A 25,760-nucleotide genomic window follows, 5' to 3' on the forward strand; every position below is an offset into this window, starting at 1 on the left:
TACTATATCAAAAAATTTCCCGTAAAAGACATAATTCTATTTACGGGAAATTTAAATAGTATAATTATTTTTTATGTTCTTCAATGTATTTAGCAGCATCAGCTACATTTTTAATTTTTTCTTGATCTTCTTGAGGAATTTTGATTTCATAACGTTTTTCTAATTCCATGATTAATTCTACTAAATCAAGTGAATCAGCGTTTAAATCATCTACGAAAGAAGCTGTATCAGTGATTTTACTTTTGTCTGAGATGTTTAATTGATTAGCAACAACATCTTTAATTTCATCGATTAATGCCATTTTTAATTCTCCTTAAATTGTATTGTTTATTAATAAAGTGTTTTTTAACACATTTATATACTTTTTAATTATTACATTGACATTCCGCCGTCAACTGCTATTACTTCTCCTGTGATATAATTACTCATATCAGAAGCTAAAAATAATACTAAATTAGATACATCTTCAGGTGTTCCTAATCTTTTTAAAGGCGTAATACTCATAATTCCTTTAACTGTATCTTCAGGCAATACATCTGTCATATCTGTTTGTATGAATCCTGGAGCTATTGCATTTACACATATATTTCTAGGGGCAAATTCTTTAGCCATAGATTTTGTCATTCCTATGATTCCAGCTTTAGCAGCAGAATAATTAGCCTGTCCTGCATTTCCCATTTTTCCTATAACACTGGATATATTGATTATTTTACCTTTTCTAGCTCTAAGCATATTTTTAGCGGCTTCTCTAGACATATAGAAAGTACCTGAAAGGTTAGTTGATATTACATCATTCCAAGCATTATCATCCATTTGAAGCACTAACATATCTTTAGTAATACCTGCATTATTTACAAGTATATCAATAGAGCCAAATTTTTCTATAGTTTTAGCAATAACATCTTTACAAGATTCACTTGATTTTGCATCATGGCAAATTGCCAAAGTTTCAACATTGAAAGATGATTTTATTTCTTCAGCAACTTGAGAGGCTTTTTCAAAGTTTGTAGCAGTGATTACAACATTAACTCCTTCTTTAGCAAGAGTTTCTGCTATTTTCTTTCCTATTCCTCTGCTTGAACCTGTTACTATAGCTGTTTTATTTTTAAGATTTAAGTCCATATTTACCCTTTTTGAAGTATATAAAGATATAACAAAAAAATTATTAGTTAAATATATGATATATTAAAACAAAATATATTGAATTTGTCAAGTAAAAAAGATCATTTTAAAATTTTCGACTTTTTTGGTTTAAAAGTCGAAGTGTCTATTTTATATAATAATTATTTTATGTATGAATTTATAAAAAAACTCTGGAAAATTATAATTCCAGAGTTTTATATATAAAAATAATTATTTTTATTTTTTAGTTTTTTTACTTACTTCTTTTTTCGGTTTGGCTTCTTTTGATTTAGTTTCTTTAGCAGGTTTGACTCCTTTTATCATATTCATAGCAGCAGTAATTAATTCTTTAGCTTCTTTTTTACTTTTAGCCTCAGCAATAATTCTTACTATAGGTTCTGTATTTGATGATCGTACATGAAGCCATCCTTCTTCTAAATCTATTTTTATTCCATCAATAGTTGTGATTTTAGATTTAGGATACTGTTCTTTAACTTGTTTTAAGAATTTATCTTCATCTATTTTTGATACTTCTAATTTCTCTTTCACTATTTCATATTTAGGTATTTCATTTACAAGTTCGGTAATAGTTTTTCCTGTTTTGGCCATTAATTCCAATATCAATGCTATACCCAAAAGAGAATCTCTTCCAGGAGTAACAGCAGGAACTATTATTCCTCCATTTCCCTCTCCTCCGAAATATAATCTATTTTTTACAACATGAGAAGTAACATTTATTTCTCCTATTTTGGTACGATCAACAGAATATCCTTTTTCTTTAGCTAAATCGTCTATCATTCTTGAAGTAGATAAATTTACAGCAGCATTTCCTTTTCCGGCCATCCATAAATATTTAGCACATAAAGCCAAAGTATATTCTTCACTTATGATAGTACCGTCATCAAGAACTAATGCAAGTCTGTCAGCATCAGGATCTTGAGTAAATCCTATATTAACCTTATTCTTTTTAACTAAATCAGATAAATTTTTCATACTTGCTGCGGAAGGCTCTGCAATATGCGCGAATTTTCCTGTATGTTCTTTGTTTATAGAAACTTCTTTTACTCCTAATGCTTTTAGTAGTGGCGGAGTAGCAAATAAACCTGTACCATTAACATAATCGCATGCCACTTTGAAATTAGCCTTTTTTATTTTATCAGCATCTATCCATCTCAATATTCTCTTAATATGTTCTTCTATAGCATTATCTATTTTTTCATAAGTACCTGTTTCTAATGCTTTAACAAATCTTGATGATTTTTTATCATAAAGCTTAATAACTTCATTAACTGATTTTTCATCTAAAAAAAGTCCGCCTTTTCCTATAAGTTTTAATGCATTCCATTCTATAGGATTATGACTTGCAGATATCATTATACCGCCATGTATTTTTAGTTTTTCTACCATATATAATGCTGTAGGTGTAGGTGTTATACCTATATCTATTACATTTATACCTGATGCTGTTAATGTTGCTACAACAGCATTTAATATAGATTCTCCTGTTATTCTTGTATCTCTAGCTACTACAATTTTTGCTTTTTTAGGAAAAAGACATGCAAATGCTGCAGTGTAATCTACTACAGCTTTTATATCTAAACCGTCTCCTATTATTCCTCTGATTCCTGATATACTTGTTTTTAAAGTAGGCATTTGAAACTCCTAAAATATATTCTTTAATTATAAAAATTATAAATATATAAAAAGTAAAATATTATCATTAATATTTTAACAATACTAGAATAATTTTCAATTATTTTTATGAATGATGATTCATATTAGTTACTCTGTTAATAGAATTTTTGTATTCCATTATAAAACCTTTTATATTTGTTATATTTATATAATTATTATCAGATATTGATATTGTTTTTATTTTATTTAATTCTTTTTTTATAATTTCATTATCTCTTATATTCAGCATAGTTTTTATGTCATTGATATTGTATGGAAGATCTATATGATCAATATTATTAGGCAATGTTTCTGTTTTTACAATATAATATAATGTTATTAATATTTTAGCCAACATATCATCTGTATTAATTGCTATTATTTTTAATATTGTATTTCTAATTTTCATGCTTAACATTTTGATATAATAAAGTTTAATAGAATTATCATTTTCTATTACATTTAATAATTCTTCTTTTTTTAACACTTTTATCACAGAATCTTCAAGTATAATTGCTGATGTAGATAAAGGCTGATATTCTAAAATAGGGTTATATCCATCTATTATACTGTTTTTAGAGTATATGCTTCTCGTAATCTGCTTAAGATTGACAATATTATATATTCCTATCTTACCAGATTTTATCAAATATAATTTATCACTTCCTTCTAATTCTGTATATAAACAGTATCCTTTTTTATAATGAAATACATTTTCTTTTTTTGCCAATGGTTCTTCTATAGGATTTATGTTAGATAATTTATTTTTTACATCATCAATATTTTCATTATCATTTGGGAATCTTTTTATGTATTCATTGTATAATTTATATGCGGCGTGATCAAAACCATTTTTGCTGTACACTTGAGCCATATTAAGTATTTCTTCTTGAGTTTTTCCTTTAATGATTTCTTTACTCTCTGATATAAGTAAATAATATCTTCCAAGCCAAGTTTCTAATGAAGAATTTAAATATTCATATATTTTTATTGTTAAATCTTTATTTTTAGTATTAATGATTTCATCTAAAGTTAATTCTATAACTTCCATATCCTCCAATGCTTTCATGTTATAAAAATAAGGTTCATTAAGTACAACATTTACTAATCCTAATATATCACCCTTATTGAATTCTACATTAGATTCTAAAGTTCCATAAGATATGGCTTTTCCTTTAGTTATAATATAAAAAGAATTTTTAGGACTTTGATTTTTTATAAAAATTATAGATGATTTTTTAAAATTTAAAATACTGTATTTATTCATAATTTTACCCAAATAATGCTTTATTCTAGCTTTTTTTACATTATTAGTCAATATTGTAATTAATATTTCTTATTTGTTGTGGCAACTGCAATTAATTGAATGATCATTTACAATTCCTATAGCCTGCATATAGCTGTAAATTATTATGCTCCCTGTGAATTTAAATCCTCTTTTAATCATATCTTTGCTTATAGTATCGGATAATTCACTTTTTGCTGGAAGAGGATTTTCATCATCTAATTTATTATCTATTTGTTTTCCATCAGTAAAAGACCAAATATATTTATCAAAACTTCCAAATTCTTTTTGTACTTCTATAAATTTATTTGCATTTACTATAAGAGCATTGATTTTTCTTTTATTTCTTATAATACCTTTATCATTTAAAAGTTCATCTATTTTTTTTTCATCATATTTAGATATTTTTTTATAATCAAAATTATCAAATGCCTTTCTCATATTTTCTCTTTTATCAAGTACGCATTTCCAGCTTAATCCTGCCTGCATATTTTCAAGTATCAGCATTTCAAATAATTTTCTTTCATCATGGCATACTTGGCACCATTCTTCATTATGATATTTAATTTCTATTTCACTTTTAGCCCATTTGCATATTTCTGACATAATTAAAATATTTCCTATTTTATATATGATTATTTGGTATGTATTTTATTTATTCTATATTTATTGATACTTCATCATTATCAACTTTTATATTATAGTTTCCGTTTTTTAATTCTGAAGAGTAGTTATCTCTTTGACCGAATATATTAACTATTTTTTCTCCATTATATTCTATTACACACCAATTTTTTATGTTGCTGATATTTATATAGTATTGATTGTCGCTTTTATATATTTCTATATTTTTATAAACATAAATATCTTTGATTTTATTATCTTCTTCTCCTCTTGATGCCAATGGAGTTAATTTACTAAAATAAAGCATATAATCAATTATACTGTCTTTTATATTGATGATTGGTTTTATTTTGGATTCTTTAAGCATATTAGAATCTTCTATATTTTCCATAAGAAATAAATCATTTTTAAGGGAAGTTACTTCTCTTTGCAAATCGGAATTCGATTCCAACTCTTGTAAAAAGTCATCAGATACTTTAATACCATTAACATAGTTTATAATTTCTTCTTCTGTATAATTATATTTGCTCATATTATATGTCCGATAAATTATTAAAATGTTCTTTTAAACTAGCTTTTATTTTATTTATAATTTTTGTAACTGCATTGTTCGTAATATTTAAAAGTTTTGCTATAAATTCATATGGAACATTTATCTTTATAGAATGCAGCTTCTTAATATAATTTTGTTTTTTGCTCGCTAAATGTACTGTAAAAAGTCCTCTTTTATTATTGATTTCTATTTGGGCATTTATTTTTGCTATTTTATCCTGCTGTTTTATTATTTCATTATATTTATTTATATATGTTGCTCTTGCCTTTTCTATTATTGAATATGCCTCTTCATGATTTATATTAAAATATTTCATTAGAGGCTGTATTATAAGATTGATAAATAATTCTAAATTATGTATGAAAAATGCTATGGAATCTCTATCTGTGAATTCTTTTTCTATATAATTAAACATATTAAAAGAAAGTTTTTCAATATTGCTTTCATTGTAATTATCAGTATATTCATTCATAACATAAGATTTGCTGTCATAAAGCACATCATGTAATGTTAATGCATCTTTACCGCATAATGGTGCATCTATTGATATTTCATGTTTTTTATACTTATCTTTTCTTTTTTTATGATCTATAAAATTTAAATAATGGCTTCTTAATGTATATGTAAACCAAGTAATAAATTTAGCATCAGTTTCATTATACTTTATTATTATATTATCTATTCTTTCTATATAATAAGAATAAAATTCTAAAGCATCATCATGAAATACTCCGAAAACTTTTCTAGGATAATTATAAATATAATTAGATAAATGCTCATTAATCTCTTTTAAAGCTTCAATGCTTCTGGTAGATTTATATTCTAGAATCAGCTTTTTTATAAATACATCATCTATCATCATTATCCTCGTATTTCAGTATATTAGTAAATATTTCTTTCATTCGCTCATCTTTTATGCCAGATTCTTTTATTGTATTATCTATCCATTCTTTATGTTCTTTTGTTAATTCTTTTTCTTCTTTAATATTTTTGTTATTAGTATTTTCTATTGTTCTATTATTGTTATTATTGACTTCACCGATTCTTGTTTTTAATTCTACTACTTCTATATTAGTTTCTTTCTTGATATTTTTGAATATATTATTTCTGTTCATAAATATTTCATTAGCCCATACACTATCTGTTATGGTTACAGTAAGAACAGCATTTCTATAAAATGAAGGATAGCATATTTTTGAAAGAACTTCTCCCATAATATCATCCCATTTTTGGGATATTTTTATATAATTTGCTAAATTTATATTTTGATATAATTTTCTGTCAGAATATTCTTCCAATGTGTTTTTTATAGTATGCATTATAAATCCTTATGATATAATCATACAATAATTTTTTATATAATCAATATCATTAATTATAATATTAATTATCATTTTGAGTAGCATTTGTTTGAGGAGCTGTAATATTTGTTTCTGTAGCAGCTGTATTTGTTATTATACTATTTGTATTTATTATTGTATTAGTATTTATAATATCATTTGTTATGACAGTGTTTGTATTTAAGATATTATTTGTCATAATAGTATTTGTTGCTGCTAATTCCATTATATCTATCTCTATTGGTTTAGCTTCTACATCTTCATCATAAGTTATATTGTTCTGATTTGTGTTTATTATTGGTTTATCTTCAATAGCTATATTTGTATTTCCTGATATTCTTGCTAATATATTTTTGTTTCTAATTATTGAGTCTTTTAATCCTCTGTAATTAGGATTTATTTTATATGCCTCTTCATAGGTATTAAGTGCTGAACTGAAATTTTTATCTCTTTCATAGGTAGCTGCTAGATTCACCATATAAACTACATTGTTTGGACTATATACTGTAGCTTTTAAAAATGATGATTCAGCCTGTTTATAATCTTCAACATATAAATATAAAAGCCCTAAAAAATTATTCATATAAGCATCATTAGGCTTTAAATTTAACGAATATCTTATAGAGTCTATTGCTTTATTGGTGTCTCCTAATTTGTATAGAGCATATCCTTTTTGAAAATGCAGTTTAGGTGAAAAACTATTTACTATAATACCATTTCTTGCTGCCCTAAGCATATTAGTATAATCTTTTAGGTTCATATAAGAATTGGCTAAATTTTCAAAATATTCTATTTTAAGAATAGGGGAGTATTCTATTTCATATTCAAATAATTCTGCAGCTTTTTTGTAATTTTTTGCATTATAATATCTGTATGCATTAGATAAATTTTTCCTATCATATTGGAATTTTTCATTTGTCTGACAATACAATGATAATGCAAATAATGAAAAAAGTATAAGAACTATCTTATTAACGTGCATCTTTTTTGAAACTTTGCAGCCTAAAATCGTTAATCATAGCATTAGCATAAGCTATAGTAGCATCATACATTTCTTCTTTAGTTTTTCCTTTGAAGAATTTGTATACTCTAGGTGATTGAACATTTAAATAATCAGGAAGAACTATTTCTCCGTCACTGCTTGCTTTAAGAGCTAATTGCTTTATATTATTCATTTTCTCAATGAATGCATGCAAGAAAAATCCTGATTCTTTAAGTATGAATTGTTCTGCTCTGCTTGAGTTATCTCCATTATTTAGTGCAAAAACGTAATCAGAAAATATTTGAGGTACTTTATTTTCACCTATAGGGATTATAAATTTTTGGAATTGATTATCATAATCTTTTATAGCAGTTTCTACTACATAGTCGCTTGCAGGTCCGCATGAAAAGAATCTTATAACAGAAAAACAGTTATATAATTCTTTGAAAGCACCATATAAATGGCAAATTTCCTGATCAGCTTTAGGATTCATATCTTCCAAAGGATACTTTTCTGTAGCACTTTTGAATTTTTCTATCATATTATCTACTTTACTCATAAAAGAATTTTCTTTAGCTTTTTCTTCTTCAGCTTTTTTTCTTTGACGTTCTAATTCTCTGTCTCTTAAAGTAGTTTTTATATCTTCTAGAATTTTGATCTCAACAATTAAAAAATTTGATAAGTCTTGTCTGTTTTGTAATGCTTCTCTGTATCTATCATTAAAACTATTTACATTATATATTCTACTTCCATATTTTTCAGCACCTTGTTCATATTCAGTTCTTATTTTTGTTAAAGTTGCATTAATTTCTTTGTCGCTTAAACTAGCCATTAAAAAACCTCCATTATGAAAAATATTTCTTCATATGTAAAACACTATTACAAATTATATGTTGTTAAATATATCGAAAACTACCGATAATAAATTATACAATTTTTTAAAAATAAATCTAGTATTAAAAAATATTGTTATTTTATATTCAGACACTGAAATAGATATACATATTAAATATATATTTAAAGGTAAAAACTTAAAATAATAAATACATTAATTATTATTAATTCTGTATTTTGTTTTAATGGCTTATAATATTTTATATTATTTATCTATCATTATATTAAGTATTTCAACATCTGTGCTTTTCATACCTTCTTTAGCCATTCTTCCTATACTATCAATGGTAGCTTCTATATCATTTTTTACAAGCCCGTCTCCAGCTTTAAATACTTTTCCATCTCTAGCTAAATTAAAAGCTAATATACCGCAGTCAATAGCCTCTGCAATCTTTGAAGCACATGAAGATTTAGCTCCATCGCAAACCATACCGCCTATTGTACATAGAGCATTTGTAATAGTATCGCATATAACTTGGTAATCACAATCATGTAGATATGCTATTGCTGAGGCAGAACCTGTGGCAGCACAAACAACACCACAAAATGCTGATAATTTACCTATATGTTTTTTTTGTAGTATAGCTATTAAATTTGAAAGTACTAAAGCTCTGTATAATTTTTCTTCAGATACTTTCATATGTTCTGCATATTTTATAACTGGAATTGATACTGTTATACCTTGATTACCGCTTCCTGAATTAGTTACTACAGGCATAGAACATCCTCCCATTCTAGCATCAGATCCTGCAGAAGCGTAAGCTTTAGCTTTATTTCTTATATCATCACCATAATATTTCATCAATGTTTTTCCTATGCCGGAACCATAATCATTTTTTAATCCTTCTTCGGAAATACTGTAATTAAGTTCTATTTGTCTTTTTATAATATCTTTAATATTATCTATATTAACTTCATTGGCAAAATTGAGTATATCTTTTATATTTAATGTGTCTCTAAGATCTTCTTCTTTTTTATTCGAATAGTTATTAGAATTTAATAATTCTTCACCATTTTTAGAGATTCTTGTAATATTAGTATGGGCGTTTTTTATTTCTACTAAGGCATTTGTATCTTTATATTTTGCTTCTATTATGATATGTAAATTTTCATCGCCTTCTATTAATTCGCAAGTGCAGAATTCTTTATTATTTAAAAGTTCTTTAGTTTTTTCTATATTTTCTTCTTTTATAGAAGATAAAACTTCAAGATTTTTACTGGCATCTCCGCCTATTAAACCTAAAATAGCAGCAGTATCTATTCCTTTTAATCCTCCTGAATTTGGTACAGTTACCCCTTTTACATTTTTTATTATATTTCCGCTGCATTTTACAGTGATATGTTCAGGTATATTGCCTATTATTTCTCTGACTTTTGCACCAGCAAAAGCTATTGCTATAGGTTCTGTACATCCTAAAGCTGGTATTAATTCTTCTTTTAATATATTTATGTAATTACTGTATAAAGTTCTATCCATAAAAAAATGATCCTGCTGTATTTGTATTTTGCACATTATATTATTGTTTTTTATCAAAATCAATGATTTTAACAATTATTTATTTTAGTTTTCAGAAAAATTTACGATTTATAGTTTGTATAGTTTAATTAAAATATTATTTTTTTACAATAACTGTGTTTATACTATTGATTTTTTTTTATTTTATGATATTTATAACAGATAATTTTTGAGAGATTTAGCATGATACCTAGATTACATTTAAAAATAGTAGCAAGATTTAGAGAAGTTTTCGGACATAAAGGTGATACAAAACTTTACTTTGCTCCGGGAAGGGTTACAGTTATAGGAGAACTTATAGATTATTCAGATGGAGATACTATAACTTCTGCTGTAGACAGAGGAACATATATAGTAGCTAGAAAAAGACCTGACAATAAAGTTAATATATATGCCCATTCTTTTAAAGCTAGAAAATCATTTACATTAGATGATTTAGAAAAGAATAAGGAAGATGAGTGGGCTATTTATTTTAAGGGTGTTTATTCTGTGCTTTTGGAAAAAGGCTATAAAATACATGGTATGGATATATTTGTCTATACTGATTTACCTTTTAATACATCTTTGGCTTCATCTAGTTCATTATGTGCTTGTTTGACTTTTGCCGCTTTGGACATAAATAATATTAAAGATATTGAACCTATTGAAATGGCAAAATTGTCATATGAAGGCGAAATAAAGTATGCATCACACAGAACATCTTTAAGCGATCATGTTACAATATTTTTAGCTAAAGAAAATACATTATTCTTATTTAATATGAAAACACTTAAATATGAATATTTTGATTTCAATTTAGGTGATTATTGTATGGCAGTTGTTAACAGTAATAAGAAAAGAACTTCCAGTGATGGTGAATATAATGCTAGAAAAAGAGAATGTGAGAATGCATTAAAAAAACTTAAAGAAAAGAAAAGCAACTTAAAATCATTATCTGATTTAAAAGTTAAAGATGCTGATTTTATTAAAGAAACTTTACAAAATAAAGAGCAAAGACGTGCTTTATATGTTTCAGCTGAGCAGGATAGAGTTAATCAGGCAGTTAAAGCTATTAAAAAAGGTTCTGTTAAGGACTTGGCTAATTTAATACTAAAAACACATGATGGTTTAAGTAAATTATATGAGGTTTCTACTGCAGAATTAGATATTTTAGTTGAAGAAGCTATGAATATGGACGGTGTTTTGGGTGCTAGAATGATAGGTACTGGTTTTGGAGGAGGAGTTTTATTGTTCCTTAAGAAAACTGAAGTTGAAAATGTTATAGAGAATTTATATACCCATTATAAAGAAAGAACTAGAAGAGATGCTGATGTTTATATATTAAAATTATCCAGCGGTACTAGAATTTTACCTACAGAAGAATAATTTTTAATAAAAATTTTATTATAAATAAAAAATAATTGTATTTTGGTACAATTCATTGCAAGAATTAGCTTAAATTATAAGCTAGTTTGTATTGTAATGATAACTAAGATATAAACTTGTAGATTATAATAATATTTGTAATCTAAAGTTTATAATTTTATATCATAACAATAATTCAAGATATAAATGAATAGATTATGATGTTGGTTATCATCTATAGTTAGCGAGTTTATATCGTAACAATAATAGGAACGTTTTATGACATTATCAGAAATTAAAGGTATAGTATCTAATATTAAAGAACAATCAGAAATATTAAGGGGGTATCTTTGACCCTGATTCTATTTATAAAAGGGTTAAAGAGATAGACGAAATATCAGCTAAAGATGATTTTTGGAATGATAATATAGCAGCTCAGAAACTTATGAAGGAGAGAATGCTTCTTCTTGATAAAATAGAGCCTGTTGAAAATTTGATAAAAAATTCTAATAATATATATGAATTGGTTGAAATGGCTATGGAGTCAAATGATACTGAAATGGAAAAAGAATTGGAAACAGAATGCTTAGAATTGCAGAAAGTTTTTGAGGAATTAGAAACAAAGAATTTATTTTCAGGTGAGTTTGACAGTAAGAATGCATATTTAACTTTAAATGCAGGTGCCGGCGGTACAGAGAGCTGCGATTGGGCTTCTATGCTTTCAAGAATGTATGTAAGATTCTGTGAAAGACATGGCTTTACAGTTGAAACTACAGATGAACTTCCGGGAGATGAAGCAGGGATAAAACAGATAAGTTTTTATGTTCAGGGGCTTTATGCTTATGGATATTTGCGTTCAGAAATAGGTGTTCATAGACTAGTTAGAATATCTCCTTTTGATGCTAATGCTAAAAGACATACTTCATTTGTTGCCGTTAGTGTTATGCCTGATATAGATGAAGATATTGAAATAGAAATAAACCCTGCAGACTTAAGAATAGATACTTACAGAGCTTCAGGAGCAGGCGGACAGCACGTTAATAAAACTTCATCAGCTATTAGAATAACTCATATACCAACTAATATAGTGGTTCAATGCCAGGCAGAAAGAAGCCAGCATAACAATAAAGATATGGCTATGAAAATGTTAAAGGCAAAACTTTATCAATTAGAAAAAGAGAAATTGGATAAAGAAAAGCAGAAAATAGCGGGAGAGAAAACAGATATAGCTTGGGGCAATCAGATTAGAAGTTATGTATTCCAGCCTTATCAGATGGTAAAAGATTTAAGAACAGGCTGCGAGAGTGGAAATATGAACTCTGTAATGGACGGAAATATTGATGAATTTATATCAGCGTATCTCAAACAGCAAATAAAAAAATGAGATAATAATATAATATTTGATATTTAATGTAGTTTTACTTGTGTAAAAATAAATTAAAGTTGTTAATAATATTATGTTACTTATTGACATTTTTAGACATAAATTGTATAGTGCAGATATATTAAAAAATGGAGAATATTATGTTTAAAAAAATTGCAGTTGTAATTGCTATTGCTTTAGCTTTAACAGTTGCTATGCCTAAAAAAGCTGCTGCCGCTTATTCTGATGGAGCTGCAATAGGAGCTTCTTTATTTTTTGGATATCCAAATCAAGGTTTAACATTAGTTGGTCAATTTGACGGAGTACCTTTGATGTTTGGAGTTCAAGCTGTAGCTAATATTTTTGATACTCGCTATTTATATTTTGGTGTAGGACTCACTATGGATTGGTGGGGATTAAAAATACCTTTAGGTAAGGCTGGAGCATCTGATGTTCATTTTTATTTAGGACCAGGACTTGCTGCTGATTTTGCTATTGGTTCTCATGGTTTATGGTCTGTTAATGCTGGTTTAAGAATGCCTATAGGTTTTTCATTCTTAATCAAAAATCAATGGGAGATATTCTTAGAGCCTGCTCCTGTTGTAAATGTTATACATGCTGACGGTAATGGTTTCTCTTTACTTGGTCTTCATTTCGGTGATGAGAATCATTGGTATCTTGAGCATTTCTTGCATTTGACATTCCAAGTAGGATTCAGATATTGGTTCTAATAGTATTTGTTTAGAATGTTTAGAGCTCCGTTATTTTATTAGCGGAGCTTTTATTTTTTATAATAATTTTTTTACTTTTTTATATTATTTTTTATATTTATATAAAGTAAAATTAGGTTTTGTTTATATGTTTAAAAGAGTAATCATTTATAGTTTATTTTGTATTATTTTAATTTCTTTTTTATCTATTGGATCTAAATTGTATGCTGATTATCCTAATGGTGCTGCAGCTGGACTTTTCTTTAGATTCAGTTTTCCAAGTCAGGCATCTTTGGGTGTAACAGGAAAGATTGATAATTTCCCATTGATGTTTAGCGGTATATTAAATATAGGTATATCAACTAAAGGTTGGGCTTGGTTTGGACTTAGTGCCAATGCTGATTGGTGGGGCTTAAAATATAGAATAGGAAAAGCAGGCGATTCTGATGCTTGGCTTTATTTTGGTCCCGGAGCTGAGGCTATTGCAGAATTTGGAAATAATTATTGGAATTTGGGTTTAGGTTTTAGGCTTCCTTTAGGAGTTTCTTTTATAGTTGATAGAGATTGGGAAATATTTTTACAGATTTCGCCAGGACTTAATGTTATAGCTGTGGGTAGTGATGGTTTTGGAACTTTCGGCTGGTACCCTAGCCATACAGGCTGGACTTTTACCAAATTCTTCAGATTTTCGGGAGATTTTGGATTTAGATATTGGTTCTAATAATATAATTAAAAAGGGTTATTCTAATATAAGAATAACCCTTTTATTTTTTATATATTTTATTTTTTATTTGATTTTCCTGTTATTAAAGGCATATAATCAAAGAATGAATATATCGTTATTATTGTAACAACTAATAAACTATAATATGTTATTTGCTCATAAGGAAGCAATATTTCTGTATATTTCAATATTTTTAAAAGGAATATTATAATTACAGCAGCCGCTCTTGATGCAGTTTTTAATTTACCGCTGAATTTGGCAGCTACAGCAAAACCTCTTAATCCTCCTAATATTCTTATAAACATTGAAAACATATCCCTATAAAGTGAAATTATATACATCCATATAGGCATAGAACCTTCGTAAAGAAATATTGTAAACATTGTTATATGAAATACTGTATCAGCAAAAGGATCAAGCACTTTTCCTAAATCACTTACAAGGTTAAATTTTCTAGCCATAGCACCGTCTAAAGCATCTGTTATCTCTAGTATAATAAGAAATATCAATGCCAATACTGCACTTATCATAGAATTATAAAAGTACAGAAATATAACAAGAGGTGATAAAACTATTCTACTTATACTTAGTAAATTAGGTATTTGCTGTTTCATAAATTACTTCCTTAAAAAAATTATATTAAATTTTATTAATTTATTGCTGCAAATTTTCATCTAATCTCATACTATCTTCTGCTGTATCCATATAAGGATCATTTTCATTATTTGTCTCTTTTTCATCATCTTCAGTTTTTATATAATAGCTTCTGTCACGCATAGCAGCAGAATATATATTATAATCAACTTCATATATTATACCGCTTTGAGGTTTTACATATACTCTGTTATCATTATTATCATATACTATTTGATACTGTGTTTTTGTATTATCTTCCATATATATTGTAATAACAGCATCAGGTATTCTAAATAATCTATTTAAATATTTAAGCATATTTTCATCATATACAAAACCTGTAGCTTTAACTAAAGATAATGCCTCAAAATCTCTGTAAGCTTTATCTAAACTAATTTCTTCATCTATACCATCAACAACCCAATTAGTTCTATTTTCTTTTCTTATTATGTTTGTATAATCTCTTATATTACTTTCTGTTTTTACTACAGAATCTATATATATAGTTTTATCAAATATTTGTTTATCTCTAAGCATATCAATAGTTTTCTTCAATGCTTCTATATAAACGAGTTCTACGCTGAAATATTCATCATTATATTTTACATAATATTTTTCTTCATCAGCTGTTTTATTTCCAACGAATACTTTATATTCTTTATTGCCTTCCCAAACAGTAAATTCATTGCTTGGATTTTCTAAACCGAATGAATCTAATTCAGCAAGATTTGTTATTGTGGAGTCAATATTCAAAGTATTGAAGTTTTTAACGTTTGCAAAAGCCTCTAACTGATCTATTTTATAATCATTAGATGGAGCTATTACTTTCCAAGTTTCATCTATTTTTTCTACAATTATTGGTTCTTCAGCATATTTTAATTCGTATTTTGTAACATTTGTTTCATTAAGTTCAAAAAGCTGAGTTCTAGGTTTGTTTGCCTCTATTTTTTTACGGCTTTGTTTAGTTGTTAGAAATGCTGCAACACTTATTACTGCCAATGCTATAAGCAAAACTATGATTTTTGTAACATTTTTATTCATTTTATTTATCCTATAAGTTTATAATTTCTTTTGATTTTTAATATCGTAAATTATTTTCTGTTTTCAAGCATAATATTTGCTAAATAAAGGAATATTATTGTAACTGATAAGAAGTATATAATATCTCTTAAATCCAATACTCCTCTTGCTATATTAGCAAAATGATAATCACCGCTTATAACTTCTATGAAATTAACAGAAGCAGGGAAAAGTAAGGTTAAATATCTTAAAAACATATTCAAAGATATCATAATTGCAAGCCCTACAATTAAAGCTACTATCTGATTTTTTGTAGTAGATGAAGCGAATATGCCTATAGCACATAAAGCCATAATAAGAAATATACTTCCTATATATCCGGCAATTACAGGTCCTATATCCAATCTTCCCAAAAAAGTTAATGTCATAGGGTAGAGTATAGTAGGCATTAATGCAAAAAGCATAAATATCACTGCTGAAAAGAATTTACCTAGTATAATTTCTAAAGTAGAAACTGATTGTGTGCTTATAAGCTCATAAGAACCGCTTGAAAACTCACTTGATAATAGCCCCATAGTGATAGGCGGAATTATAAGCGATAGTATTAAAGGCAGAATACTGAAAAAATCCTGCATATCATTCTGCTGAAGTATAAAGAATCTTGAGAAGAAATATACTCCGCTAACAATTAAAAATATTGCTGAAAATATATATGCTATAGGTGAAAAGAAAATATGCCTTAATTCTTTTTTTAATATAACATTAGATTTATTTATAGTATAACTTATAGACTGCACTTATTTATCTCCTTTTGTTAATGTATGGAATACTTCTTCTAGATTTTCTCTTTCTCTGAACATTTCATATATTACCCATTCTGTACTTTTGATAAATGAATAAATCTTTTCTCTAGGCTCTTCTTCATTAGAATATATTGTGATGTCTTTTAACTCTCCATTATCTTCTGCTTTAACATCATAAATATTTTCTATTTTCTTTAACTTTTCTATTATTTTATTTTTATCATCATTTGTTTTTATAGATAATTTTATTCTTACAGATGTTTTATTATTTTCTTTGTTATTCAAAGTTAAATGTTTAGGATCAGCATCTGCAATAACATTACCCTGATTGATGATTATAGCCCTTGAACAAGTAGCCTCAACTTCGCTTAATATATGTGTAGATATAAGAACAGTTTTTTCTTTGCCCAATTCTTTTATAAGCTCTCTAATCTCTACTATTTGGTTAGGGTCAAGTCCGTTAGTAGGCTCATCTAATATAAGTATTTTAGGGTCATGTATAATAGCTCCAGCAATTCCTACACGTTGTTTATAACCTTTTGAAAGCTCTCCGATTGATTTTGATATAACATCTTTAAGGCTGCATGCATCTACAACATAATGAAGTCTTTCACTTAATCTGTTTCTTTCAAGCTCCTGAATCTCAGCCATATAAACCAGATAATCAAATACGCTCATATCATCATAAAGCGGTGCTGATTCAGGTAAATATCCTATAACCTTTTTTACTTCTCTTTCATTATTTAATATACTTTTTCCGTCAATAATAGCATTTCCGCTAGTAGGAGAAAGGTAGCAAGTTAATATTCTTAAAGTAGTGGATTTTCCTGCTCCGTTTGGTCCCAATATTCCAACAATTTCACCAGCATTTATTTCAAAACTTACGCCTTTTAAGGCATGAAAATCACCATAGTATTTGTTTAAATTTTCTACTGATATCATTTTCTTCCTTTACTGTTTGATATATTTAAAAATTAATAATCTAAAAAATATATAAGTAGGAAAACATTATAATATATATAAAGTAAAAAAACAATTATAAAATTACAAAAGGTATATGTTTGAAATGTATGATTTTTGTATATGTTTAAATATTATATTGTAAATAACTATTTAATTAATTATAATATTATCATTAAATATTAAAGGCATTAAATATGGAATTAAATAAAGAAAAAATAAATTACATTATAGAAAAACTTTCAGATAGACTTTATGAAAAAGAAGATGCTATATCATTTACTTTTTTATGTGCTTTAGCTGGAAAATCAGTATTTTTATATGGCCCTCCCGGTACTGCTAAAAGTTTAATCGTAAGAAGAATAGCTTCTGCTTTTAGAGATTCCAAATATTTCGGTCAGCTTATGAATAGATTTACAACCCCCGAAGATGTATTCGGTCCTGTGAGCTTATCAAAATTAAAAGAAGATAAATTTGAAAGACAAACTGAAGGTTATTTGCCTAAGGCTGATTTTGTATTTTTAGATGAAATTTGGAAAAGCAGTCCTGCAATATTAAATACATTATTAACTATAATAAATGAAAAAATATACAGAAATGGAATCATTGAAGAAAAAGTGCCTTTAAAAATATTAGTTGCGGCAAGTAATGAAACTCCTCCCAAAGATCAGGGACTTGATGCTATGTATGATAGATTTATAATGCGTTTATTAGTTAATCCTGCTGAAGATATAGACAATTTCAAATCATTGATAGTTGATAAAGATGTTGATTTTAATGCTAATCTAAATGAGGAAGATAAAATATCAGCTGAAGATTTGGAAAGTTTAAAAAGCAATATAGAAGAAGTGGAAGTACCTTCTAATATTCTTAATATTATAATTTCAATAAAAAATGAAATAGATGAATATAATAACGGGAATAATGAACCTATTTATATTTCGGATAGAAGATGGAAGAATATCGTTTATATATTAAAAGCTTCTGCATATTTTTCAGATAGAAAAGAAATACTTCCTTCAGACTGTTTTTTAATTTCTAATTGTATTTGGACATTAGAAGAAAATATTAATGCTGTTAATAGCATAGTGAAAAAATCTATAATGCGTTTTTTGAATGATGATAATGAAGAATTTGATTATGATAAAATATACGATGAAGCAGAAGAACTTAGAACAAATATAGATAAAGATTCTATAAGTGACAGAGATGAGTATAAAAATGAAATTAATATAAATGGTAAAATGTATTTTTCTATAGATGTATTTTATGAATATAAAAATACTTATGGAAATAATAGAGTGAGTATTGTAAAACTCTATATTGAAATTAATAAAATAAATAATAATACTCAATTTAATCCTTTAATGAATATATATGATAATGATGCTTTTAATAATGCAAATGGCAGAAACCCAAAATATAATGATTATTATGATAATTATAGTAATTTAAAAAAATCTACTGATTATGTTGCAGCTGACAATGTATTTTGTTCATTTACAAATGCAAATACTATTCAAGTAAAAACTAATAATTATTATAACCGTTTTGTTGATCAAAATGGAGATATAGTATCATCATTAAATATATCTATTCCTATTAAGTTTAGAAAAGGAGATATAAAACCTATAGAATACAATAAAAGAAATAGTTATATGTATGTTTGTTCGGATTTGCTTAATGCAGTAAATAATAAAATAGAGTCTTATGAAAGTGATTTGAAATCTATGATTGAAAAATGCGACTCTGTTTTTATAAATAAAAGATATATACAAAAATTTATTTATAATAATGATTATTTATCTAGTTTGAAATCTCTTAAAATTAATATTGAGCATTGTATAGATAAATTAAAGAATAATTATTAAGGTTTTGTATGAATATTCATGATATTAACAATATTTTAAAAGAAACTAAATATATATTAAAAGAAAGATTTTCTCAGTATGATATATTTATGAGCAATAATGATATGCAAAAAGAAATTACTAAGAAAATAAATGATTTTAATTATAATTTAGAAAAACATTTAAAAGATGATAATCCATTTAAAGATTCATATTTTATTTATGAAGAAGCCAAAAATAGTTTTACAGAAAATGAAACAGATAAAGAATCACTTTTAAAATATATTGAAAATTACAGATTAATTGCAGGCGATGATAATGCTGACTTTTTCTATTCAAAAATAGATTCTTTAGAAAAAGATGAGTATAATAATGAGATAATAGCTATTAGAAAATCAGTTTTTAATAGTTGGAAAGATGAACTTGATAAACAATATATGAATTGGGTATTAAATGAAATAGATAAATACAGAAATAAATTTTTTCAAGATATGGAAAAATTTTTTGATTATTTGAATAATTTAAAGTATATACAGGATATATTTGGAGAAGATACAGAATTATTATTTGATTTGAGTATAGGAAAATTATTAAAAAAAGATATTGAATATATAAAAAGACTTTTAAATTTATTAAAAGAAAATTCATATATAAAAAGATTATGCGATATGCTCGGAAGGTTTATAAAGTCTGAAGAAACTATAAAAACAGAAAAGATTTTAAGAAAAGAAACATTCAGCAGAAAAATAAGAGATATTAATTCAGAAGAGGAGATTGTAGGAATAACTTATTCTAGAGATATACATAATATACTTCCTCAGGAGAAACTGCTTTTGGCTGAAGGCGTACTTGAAACTTTATTTGGAGTAAAATATTTTGAGAATAGACTTTTAACTTTCAAAAAAGAAGGATATATTGACTCTTATTATGACAGATATATTGAAGAAGAAATTCAAGTAAAAGAAGAAGATAAAAAGGGACCTATTATAATATGCGTTGATACAAGCAGTTCTATGAGCGGAGTGCCTGAAACTGTTTCAAAGGCTGTTACATTATATTTGGCTACTCGTGCAATGAAGCAGAAAAGAAATTGCTATATTATAAATTTTAGTACTAAAATAAAAACTATGGATTTGACATATCCTAATACTATGGATAATTTAATAGAGTTCTTGAGATTGAGTTTCAATGGAGGTACAGATCCCATTCCGGCACTGAGGCATGCTATAAAAACTATGAATACCGAGAATTATAAAAAATCTGATTTGCTTTTTATTTCTGACTTTGTATTTAATGGTTTTACAGATGAAGATTATAAATTGGCTGAAGAACAAAAGAAAAAAGAAAATAGATTTTATTCTCTTGTAATAGGAAGTACTCCTATGTTTAATGTGGAAAACAGTATATTTGATTATAATTGGTGCTATGATTCTTCAATAGGCTCAATTAAAGAGATTACAGGAAATATGTATTCAAGTATATTCGGACATTAATAATATATTAATATATAATAAAATCACAAAAAATATCAAAATTTTATATTATTTTCTTGACTGTTATTTTATTCATTGTATTATAAATACAATACTGTTAGGCAGATATGGGTATGAATATAGATAAAATCTTAAATAATTGTCAGACGGCTATAAAATATGAGTTTAGAAACAGAAATCATCTGTTAGAGGCTATAACTCATAGAACTTATGCTAATGAATCTAAAAAGAAAATGAAATATAATCAGAGATTAGAGTTTTTAGGAGACTCTGTGCTTTCTCTTATTATTTCAGATTATCTATTTAAAAAATATAATAGCAGTAAAGAAGGTTTATTATCTAAAGTAAAATCTTCTTTAGTATCGCAAAAAAGTTTGGCTGATATTTCAAAAGAGCTTAAACTCGGAGATTTTTTACTTTTAGGACATGGAGAAGAGGCTTCAGGTGGAAGGTATAGAGATAATATGCTTGAAGATTTATTCGAGGCTATAGTAGGTGCTATATATTTAGATTCAGGTATTACAAGTGCATCCAAATTTGTTATGATGGCTTATAAAGAAAGGCTTAGCAATTTGGATATTGAAAACTTTGATAAAGATTATAAAACTATATTTCAAGAGCTTATACAGAAAAAACATAAAACTAGTCCTATTTATAAATCTTATGAATATTATGATGATAATAATCATGAGATGTTTAAAGCTGAAGTTTATGTAAATGATAAAAATTTTGCTTTGGGTATAGGTAAAAGTAAGAAAGAAGCGGAAACTAATGCTGCCAAAAAAGCATTGGATAAAATAGAAATGGCTAGTATGGCAATAAAGAAAAATAAAAAAATTAATAAGTAATAATTTGAATGTTGAAATACTAAAAAATATAAATTTTAGTATTTTTGTTAAGATAGCATATCAATTAATAATGAGGCTAATTTATTTAGAAGTTTAGTTGACATCTTATTAATGCTAATGGAATATAGCAAAAGTAAATTATCTGAAATAATTGATAACTGAAGTTTTAGCTTATTAATAGTTTCAGAGAATATAAAAATAGTAAAGGAAAATTTCATGGGTAAAATTAATATAGCACCATCAATACTTACAGCATCATTTTCTAATTTGGATGCAACTATAAAAGAACTTGAAGAAGCAGGAAGTGATTATTTGCATTTAGATATAATGGACGGAGTATTTGTTCCGCAAATTACATTCGGTGCAAAAGTTCTTTCTGATATAAAAAAGGTAAGTAAAATACCTTTAGATGCACATCTAATGGTAGTAAATCCTGAAAAACATATTGATGATTTTGCTAAGGCTGGTGCAGATATTATAAGTGTTCATTTTGAGGGTAATATACATATACATAGATTAATTTATCAGATAAAAGCACATAATATAAAAGCTGGTGTTGTTCTTAATCCTCATACTAGAGTTGATGTAATAGAACCTATCATTGATGATATTGATTATTTGCTTATAATGAGTGTAAATCCGGGATTCGGGGGACAGAAATTCATTGAATCATCTTTGAATAAATTAAAGGAAGCAAAAAAATTAATAGGAAATAGAGATATAATACTTGCAGTTGACGGCGGAGTTAATTTAAAAACTTGTGATAGAGTAGTTGAGGCAGGAGCAAATTTCCTTGTGGCTGGAAGTGCAATAATAGACAGCGATAATAAAAAAGATACTATTAATAAATTGAGAGGAAATTAATTTATTATAATGCCCAATATAGATATTATAAATATTTATTAACTTAGTTTTGATATAAGTCTTATACAACATAAGAAAGGAAAAGATGGAAGAATTAGATAATAGTAACAATAATGAAAATGAAGAAGAAAAACAAAATGAAGATTCTCCAAAAGTATTTATAAATAATGCTCAAATTCTTGAATCAGGTCAAATATTAATAACTCCTCCAAAACCAGATGAAAAAACTTTTGAAGATTGGAAAAGAACGTCAGATGAATATGCTGATAAAGGCGAATATGAAAAAGCTATAGAAGCATATTTTAGAATACTTTGGACTGATCCTAATAATACAGAATATTGGGAGCATTTAAGTTATTTATATTTAAATGGCGGCAGATATAATGATGCAGTATATGCTATATCAGAATGTGTAAAATTAGATACTAATAATCATCAGTATTTATATAAGCTTGGCGGATTGTATATATTAAATGAAAATTATAAAGAAGCAGAAGATTATACATTAAAAGCTTTAAAATTAGATCCGTTAAATTATAAGTATTTTCAAAGACTTGGAATAGTTTATTATTATATTAATCAATATGATAATGCTTTAAGTTTAATTTTAAAATCTATAGAATTAGAAAGTAATGATTATAATAATTTGCTTTTATTAGCTTATATTTATGATGCTAAGAGCGAATATGATGAAGCTATAAAATCTATATTAAAATATTTAGATCATATAAAAGAAAAATCAGATAGTGAATGTTTCGTATATCAATATCTTTCTATACTATATATGAAAAATAAGCAGTATAATACGGCAATAGAAACATTATCAAAAAACTTAGATTTGTATCCTAATGATGATTTTAATTATAACTTGCTTGCAAATGTTTATATATTAATAAATCAATATAAAGAAGCTATAGATTCAGCGTTAAAAGCAGTTAATTTAAATAAAAATAATTTTTGTAATTCTTATGTATTAGCTAATGCATTTTATAAAAATAAAGATTATGATAAATCTATAGAAATATTATTGAATACATTAAAATTATTAAAAGAAAATCATAAAGAAGAAAAATTAATAAATATTAAATCTAGAAAATTAAAAAATAGAATAATCGAATTGAATGATAGATCTATAGAAGAGCTTTGTAAAAATTTAGATTTAGATGAAAAAAATTATGATTATTATCATTTATTAGGAAAATGTTATAATAAAATTGGAGAGTATAATAAATCAATATGTTTTTTCTTACTAGCGTATGAATTAGATAATGAAAATATTTACAATCTTCATTGGATTGGATCTACATACAATCAAAATAAAAATTATAATGCATCAATAAATTTTCTATTGAAAAATATAGATTTAAGCAGCGATATTATAGATAGTTATTATTGGCTTGCTGATTCATATTATAATATAGGTAAATATGATAAAGTTATAAAGAATGCGTCAAAAATAGATAATTTAAAAATAGATGATGAAAACATAGAATACTTATCAATATTAGGAAAGTCTTATTACAAATCAGAAAAATATGAAAAATCTGCTTCCATTTTATCGAAAGTGTTAGAAAAAGATGAAAACAATTTGGAGATTTTAACTTTATTAGGAAAATCATATAGTTCTGTAAATAATCATAAAAAAGCAATAGAAATGTTTGTTAAATATGATAGTTTAAATCCTAATGATACAGATAATTTAAAATCTTTATCAAAATCATATTATGATAGTGGAGAATATAATAGTGCTATAAATATTTTTTTGAAATTAACAGAATTATATCCTAATGAGGCAGAATATTGGTATTATTTAGGTAATTCATTGAAAAATACTAATCAAAATAAAGAAGCTAAAGAAGCATATAAAAAAGCTTTGAAAATAAATCCTTATAATCAAACATATAAAGAAGGCTTAAAAAGTGTAGGAGCAAATTTTTTCAAGTCTGCATATATTTGGGTAACAATTTTGTTTATTTTAGTTCTTATTGTATGCGGTATATTTTTATTCAAAACAAAAGCTAATCTTGGTATGGCATTACCTTTATTTACAGTAATTTTTGTTCTAATGTTTAAGACAGTTTCATTATTAAAAAAATAGTAAGTGATATTTGTTATTAAAAAACTTAAAAATAAACTCTTTAATCTCATATAAAGAAGTTTCATAAAGTATAAGATTGAATTTTTTATAAATATTTGAATTTAATATATTGAAAATATTTTTATTAAATTTTATTATTACCGTCAAAAAAATATGTAGGATATATTGATGTCAAATAATAATAATAATAAATCTATTTTACTAGCTTCGACAGCGTATATAATTTGGGGTCTTCTTCCTCTTTATTGGAAATCAGTTCAGAATTTTGATTCAGCTTTTGTTTTGGGTTTAAGGGTTATAACTACTTTTATATTTACTTTGATAATAATAATATATAAAAGGGCTAATTTATACAGAGGTATTAAGCCATTAATATCTATAATAATAGCGGGATTTTTTTTAGGACTTAATTGGTATTTATATATTTACACTGTTAATTCAGGACATGTTCTTGAGGCAGGGCTAGCTTATTATATAGCACCTATTTTAAGTATATTAGTAGGCATTATAGTTTTTAGAGAGAAAAAAACTCCATTAGAATATGCAGCAATTATTTTAATGTTTATAGGAATGATTTATCAAACTATCACATTAGGCAAGCCTCCTATAATGGCATTTTTTATAGGTCTTACTTTTTCAATATACGGCTTATTCAAAAAACTTACAATATATTCAAGCTGGGAAAGTTTATTTTTAGAAACAACTGCTATATTAATTCCATCAATAATTTTAAGTACAATATATTTTCCTAAAACTCCTCAGCCAATTTATTCTTGGGTATCATTAATGTTTGCAGGAGTTGCTACAGGAATACCATTATATTTATATGCCAAAGCGGCTAAAGGACTTCAAGTTTCTACTCTTGGATTTCTTCAGTTTTTACTTCCATTTTTTGCTACTTTACTTGCAATTTTTGTATATAAGGAAGAAGTTAATTTGAATAGGGCTATTACTTTGTCTATAATAATATTAGCGGCAATTCTTTATGCTATTTCTATATTTAAAAATTCTGCTAATAAAAATAATTGATATTATTATAAAAATATAAAAAAGCCTT

The 25,760-nt window shown here is 26.0% G+C and carries 25 protein-coding genes; 10 read left to right on the forward strand and 15 right to left on the reverse strand.

Going from position 1 to position 25,760, the window contains the following annotated elements; all coding sequences use genetic code 11:
- Positions 1–64 precede the first annotated feature (64 nt).
- The 11 genes from acpP to BRSU_RS03500 all read right to left on the reverse strand — a co-directional run bounded on the left by acpP (position 65) and on the right by BRSU_RS03500 (position 9,951).
- Positions 65–301, reverse strand: coding sequence for an acyl carrier protein (acpP, locus tag BRSU_RS03450; RefSeq protein ID WP_008724300.1), 237 nt, complete (start codon positions 299–301; stop codon positions 65–67).
- Positions 302–372: 71 nt separating this feature from the next.
- The gene (gene fabG, locus BRSU_RS03455; RefSeq protein WP_048593803.1) at positions 373–1,122 is read right to left on the reverse strand and encodes a 3-oxoacyl-[acyl-carrier-protein] reductase; all 750 of its coding nucleotides are present in this window, start codon (positions 1,120–1,122) and stop codon (positions 373–375) included.
- Positions 1,123–1,359: 237 nt separating this feature from the next.
- A complete protein-coding gene (gene glmM / locus BRSU_RS03460) occupies positions 1,360–2,775 on the reverse strand; it encodes a phosphoglucosamine mutase (RefSeq protein ID WP_048593804.1) in 1,416 nt (471 codons plus the stop codon).
- A gap of 106 nt (positions 2,776–2,881) precedes the next feature.
- Positions 2,882–4,063: a cyclic nucleotide-binding domain-containing protein gene (locus BRSU_RS03465; RefSeq protein ID WP_048593805.1), complete on the reverse strand. Its 1,182-nt coding sequence runs from the start codon at positions 4,061–4,063 to the stop codon at positions 2,882–2,884.
- 69 nt (positions 4,064–4,132) lie between these two features.
- Positions 4,133–4,687, reverse strand: a complete 555-nt coding sequence (locus BRSU_RS03470; protein ID WP_048593806.1) for a DNA-3-methyladenine glycosylase I — start codon at positions 4,685–4,687, stop codon at positions 4,133–4,135.
- A 49-nt stretch (positions 4,688–4,736) separates the two neighbouring features.
- Positions 4,737–5,237, reverse strand: a complete 501-nt coding sequence (locus BRSU_RS03475) for a hypothetical protein (protein WP_048593807.1) — start codon at positions 5,235–5,237, stop codon at positions 4,737–4,739.
- A gap of 1 nt (position 5,238) precedes the next feature.
- A complete protein-coding gene (locus BRSU_RS03480) occupies positions 5,239–6,117 on the reverse strand; it encodes a sigma-70 family RNA polymerase sigma factor (protein WP_048593808.1) in 879 nt (292 codons plus the stop codon).
- Positions 6,107–6,577, reverse strand: coding sequence for a DciA family protein (locus BRSU_RS03485; RefSeq protein ID WP_048593809.1), 471 nt, complete (start codon positions 6,575–6,577; stop codon positions 6,107–6,109). The genes BRSU_RS03480 and BRSU_RS03485 overlap by 11 nt, the downstream gene beginning before the upstream one ends.
- Positions 6,578–6,641: 64 nt before the next feature.
- Positions 6,642–7,580, reverse strand: coding sequence for a tetratricopeptide repeat protein (locus tag BRSU_RS03490; RefSeq protein ID WP_048593810.1), 939 nt, complete (start codon positions 7,578–7,580; stop codon positions 6,642–6,644).
- Entirely contained in the window at positions 7,570–8,412 is an 843-nt protein-coding gene (locus BRSU_RS03495) for a hypothetical protein (RefSeq protein WP_048593811.1), read from the reverse strand. Before BRSU_RS03495 ends, BRSU_RS03490 begins: the two co-directional genes overlap by 11 nt.
- A 267-nt stretch (positions 8,413–8,679) precedes the next feature.
- On the reverse strand, positions 8,680–9,951 hold the full coding sequence (locus BRSU_RS03500; RefSeq protein ID WP_048593812.1) for an L-cysteine desulfidase family protein: 1,272 nt from the start codon (positions 9,949–9,951) through the stop codon (positions 8,680–8,682).
- A 222-nt stretch (positions 9,952–10,173) separates the two neighbouring features.
- Between BRSU_RS03500 and galK the strand changes: the two genes are divergently transcribed.
- The 4 genes from galK to BRSU_RS03520 all read left to right on the forward strand — a co-directional run bounded on the left by galK (position 10,174) and on the right by BRSU_RS03520 (position 14,128).
- A complete protein-coding gene (gene galK / locus BRSU_RS03505) occupies positions 10,174–11,355 on the forward strand; it encodes a galactokinase (RefSeq protein WP_048593813.1) in 1,182 nt (393 codons plus the stop codon).
- A gap of 258 nt (positions 11,356–11,613) precedes the next feature.
- A protein-coding gene (gene prfB, locus BRSU_RS03510) for a peptide chain release factor 2 (protein WP_157031447.1) occupies positions 11,614–12,718 on the forward strand; the annotation gives its coding sequence in 2 pieces (ribosomal slippage) (positions 11,614–11,685 and positions 11,687–12,718; 1,104 coding nt in all).
- Between the two features lie 140 nt (positions 12,719–12,858).
- The gene (locus tag BRSU_RS03515) at positions 12,859–13,428 is read left to right on the forward strand and encodes a hypothetical protein (RefSeq protein WP_048593815.1); all 570 of its coding nucleotides are present in this window, start codon (positions 12,859–12,861) and stop codon (positions 13,426–13,428) included.
- Between the two features lie 127 nt (positions 13,429–13,555).
- Positions 13,556–14,128, forward strand: coding sequence for a hypothetical protein (locus BRSU_RS03520; protein WP_048593816.1), 573 nt, complete (start codon positions 13,556–13,558; stop codon positions 14,126–14,128).
- A 59-nt stretch (positions 14,129–14,187) separates the two neighbouring features.
- On the opposite strand, the gene pgsA is transcribed toward BRSU_RS03520, so the two are convergent.
- From pgsA to BRSU_RS03540, 4 genes are read right to left on the reverse strand one after another with little or no spacing between them, the layout of a single operon-like run.
- Positions 14,188–14,745, reverse strand: coding sequence for a CDP-diacylglycerol--glycerol-3-phosphate 3-phosphatidyltransferase (gene pgsA / locus BRSU_RS03525; RefSeq protein WP_048593817.1), 558 nt, complete (start codon positions 14,743–14,745; stop codon positions 14,188–14,190).
- Positions 14,746–14,785: 40 nt separating this feature from the next.
- The gene (locus BRSU_RS03530) at positions 14,786–15,808 is read right to left on the reverse strand and encodes a DUF4340 domain-containing protein (protein WP_048593818.1); all 1,023 of its coding nucleotides are present in this window, start codon (positions 15,806–15,808) and stop codon (positions 14,786–14,788) included.
- 50 nt (positions 15,809–15,858) lie between these two features.
- A complete protein-coding gene (locus BRSU_RS03535) occupies positions 15,859–16,584 on the reverse strand; it encodes an ABC-2 transporter permease (RefSeq protein WP_048593819.1) in 726 nt (241 codons plus the stop codon).
- Positions 16,585–17,532, reverse strand: a complete 948-nt coding sequence (locus BRSU_RS03540) for an ABC transporter ATP-binding protein (RefSeq protein WP_048593820.1) — start codon at positions 17,530–17,532, stop codon at positions 16,585–16,587.
- Positions 17,533–17,747: 215 nt separating this feature from the next.
- Here BRSU_RS03540 and BRSU_RS03545 point away from each other — a divergent pair, with 215 nt between their 5' ends.
- The 6 genes from BRSU_RS03545 (at position 17,748) to rarD (ending at position 25,732) form a co-directional block, all read left to right on the forward strand.
- Entirely contained in the window at positions 17,748–19,421 is a 1,674-nt protein-coding gene (locus BRSU_RS03545) for an AAA family ATPase (RefSeq protein WP_048593821.1), read from the forward strand.
- Positions 19,422–19,429: 8 nt separating this feature from the next.
- A complete protein-coding gene (locus BRSU_RS03550) occupies positions 19,430–20,893 on the forward strand; it encodes a VWA domain-containing protein (RefSeq protein ID WP_048593822.1) in 1,464 nt (487 codons plus the stop codon).
- Positions 20,894–21,006: 113 nt separating this feature from the next.
- Positions 21,007–21,741, forward strand: a complete 735-nt coding sequence (gene rnc, locus BRSU_RS03555) for a ribonuclease III (protein ID WP_048593823.1) — start codon at positions 21,007–21,009, stop codon at positions 21,739–21,741.
- Positions 21,742–21,957: 216 nt separating this feature from the next.
- Positions 21,958–22,605 (forward strand): ribulose-phosphate 3-epimerase, encoded by a 648-nt coding sequence (gene rpe, locus BRSU_RS03560; protein ID WP_048593824.1) that lies wholly within the window; start codon positions 21,958–21,960, stop codon positions 22,603–22,605.
- An 85-nt stretch (positions 22,606–22,690) separates the two neighbouring features.
- Positions 22,691–24,703 carry a tetratricopeptide repeat protein gene (locus BRSU_RS03565; protein ID WP_048593825.1) on the forward strand — a complete coding sequence of 671 codons (2,013 nt, stop codon included), beginning with the start codon at positions 22,691–22,693 and terminating at the stop codon, positions 24,701–24,703.
- A gap of 168 nt (positions 24,704–24,871) precedes the next feature.
- On the forward strand, positions 24,872–25,732 hold the full coding sequence (rarD, locus tag BRSU_RS03570; protein ID WP_048593826.1) for an EamA family transporter RarD: 861 nt from the start codon (positions 24,872–24,874) through the stop codon (positions 25,730–25,732).
- Positions 25,733–25,760 lie beyond the last annotated feature (28 nt).

The sequence above is a fragment of the Brachyspira suanatina genome (assembly GCF_001049755.1).
In the GTDB taxonomy this organism is placed as follows: domain Bacteria; phylum Spirochaetota; class Brachyspiria; order Brachyspirales; family Brachyspiraceae; genus Brachyspira; species Brachyspira suanatina.

Bases quoted from the DNA above. Each gene is read 5' to 3' on its own strand.
- acpP (WP_008724300.1), bottom strand. From the start codon at position 301: ATGGCATTAATCGATGAAATTAAAGATGTTGTTGCTAATCAATTAAAC.
- fabG (WP_048593803.1), bottom strand. From the start codon at position 1,122: ATGGACTTAAATCTTAAAAATAAAACAGCTATAGTAACAGGTTCAAGC.
- glmM (WP_048593804.1), bottom strand. From the start codon at position 2,775: ATGCCTACTTTAAAAACAAGTATATCAGGAATCAGAGGAATAATAGGA.
- BRSU_RS03465 (WP_048593805.1), bottom strand. From the start codon at position 4,063: ATGAATAAATACAGTATTTTAAATTTTAAAAAATCATCTATAATTTTT.
- BRSU_RS03470 (WP_048593806.1), bottom strand. From the start codon at position 4,687: ATGTCAGAAATATGCAAATGGGCTAAAAGTGAAATAGAAATTAAATAT.
- BRSU_RS03475 (WP_048593807.1), bottom strand. From the start codon at position 5,237: ATGAGCAAATATAATTATACAGAAGAAGAAATTATAAACTATGTTAAT.
- BRSU_RS03480 (WP_048593808.1), bottom strand. From the start codon at position 6,117: ATGATAGATGATGTATTTATAAAAAAGCTGATTCTAGAATATAAATCT.
- BRSU_RS03485 (WP_048593809.1), bottom strand. From the start codon at position 6,577: ATGCATACTATAAAAAACACATTGGAAGAATATTCTGACAGAAAATTA.
- BRSU_RS03490 (WP_048593810.1), bottom strand. From the start codon at position 7,580: ATGCACGTTAATAAGATAGTTCTTATACTTTTTTCATTATTTGCATTA.
- BRSU_RS03495 (WP_048593811.1), bottom strand. From the start codon at position 8,412: ATGGCTAGTTTAAGCGACAAAGAAATTAATGCAACTTTAACAAAAATA.
- BRSU_RS03500 (WP_048593812.1), bottom strand. From the start codon at position 9,951: ATGGATAGAACTTTATACAGTAATTACATAAATATATTAAAAGAAGAA.
- galK (WP_048593813.1), top strand. From the start codon at position 10,174: ATGATACCTAGATTACATTTAAAAATAGTAGCAAGATTTAGAGAAGTT.
- BRSU_RS03515 (WP_048593815.1), top strand. From the start codon at position 12,859: ATGTTTAAAAAAATTGCAGTTGTAATTGCTATTGCTTTAGCTTTAACA.
- BRSU_RS03520 (WP_048593816.1), top strand. From the start codon at position 13,556: ATGTTTAAAAGAGTAATCATTTATAGTTTATTTTGTATTATTTTAATT.
- pgsA (WP_048593817.1), bottom strand. From the start codon at position 14,745: ATGAAACAGCAAATACCTAATTTACTAAGTATAAGTAGAATAGTTTTA.
- BRSU_RS03530 (WP_048593818.1), bottom strand. From the start codon at position 15,808: ATGAATAAAAATGTTACAAAAATCATAGTTTTGCTTATAGCATTGGCA.
- BRSU_RS03540 (WP_048593820.1), bottom strand. From the start codon at position 17,532: ATGATATCAGTAGAAAATTTAAACAAATACTATGGTGATTTTCATGCC.
- BRSU_RS03545 (WP_048593821.1), top strand. From the start codon at position 17,748: ATGGAATTAAATAAAGAAAAAATAAATTACATTATAGAAAAACTTTCA.
- BRSU_RS03550 (WP_048593822.1), top strand. From the start codon at position 19,430: ATGAATATTCATGATATTAACAATATTTTAAAAGAAACTAAATATATA.
- rnc (WP_048593823.1), top strand. From the start codon at position 21,007: ATGAATATAGATAAAATCTTAAATAATTGTCAGACGGCTATAAAATAT.
- rpe (WP_048593824.1), top strand. From the start codon at position 21,958: ATGGGTAAAATTAATATAGCACCATCAATACTTACAGCATCATTTTCT.
- BRSU_RS03565 (WP_048593825.1), top strand. From the start codon at position 22,691: ATGGAAGAATTAGATAATAGTAACAATAATGAAAATGAAGAAGAAAAA.
- rarD (WP_048593826.1), top strand. From the start codon at position 24,872: ATGTCAAATAATAATAATAATAAATCTATTTTACTAGCTTCGACAGCG.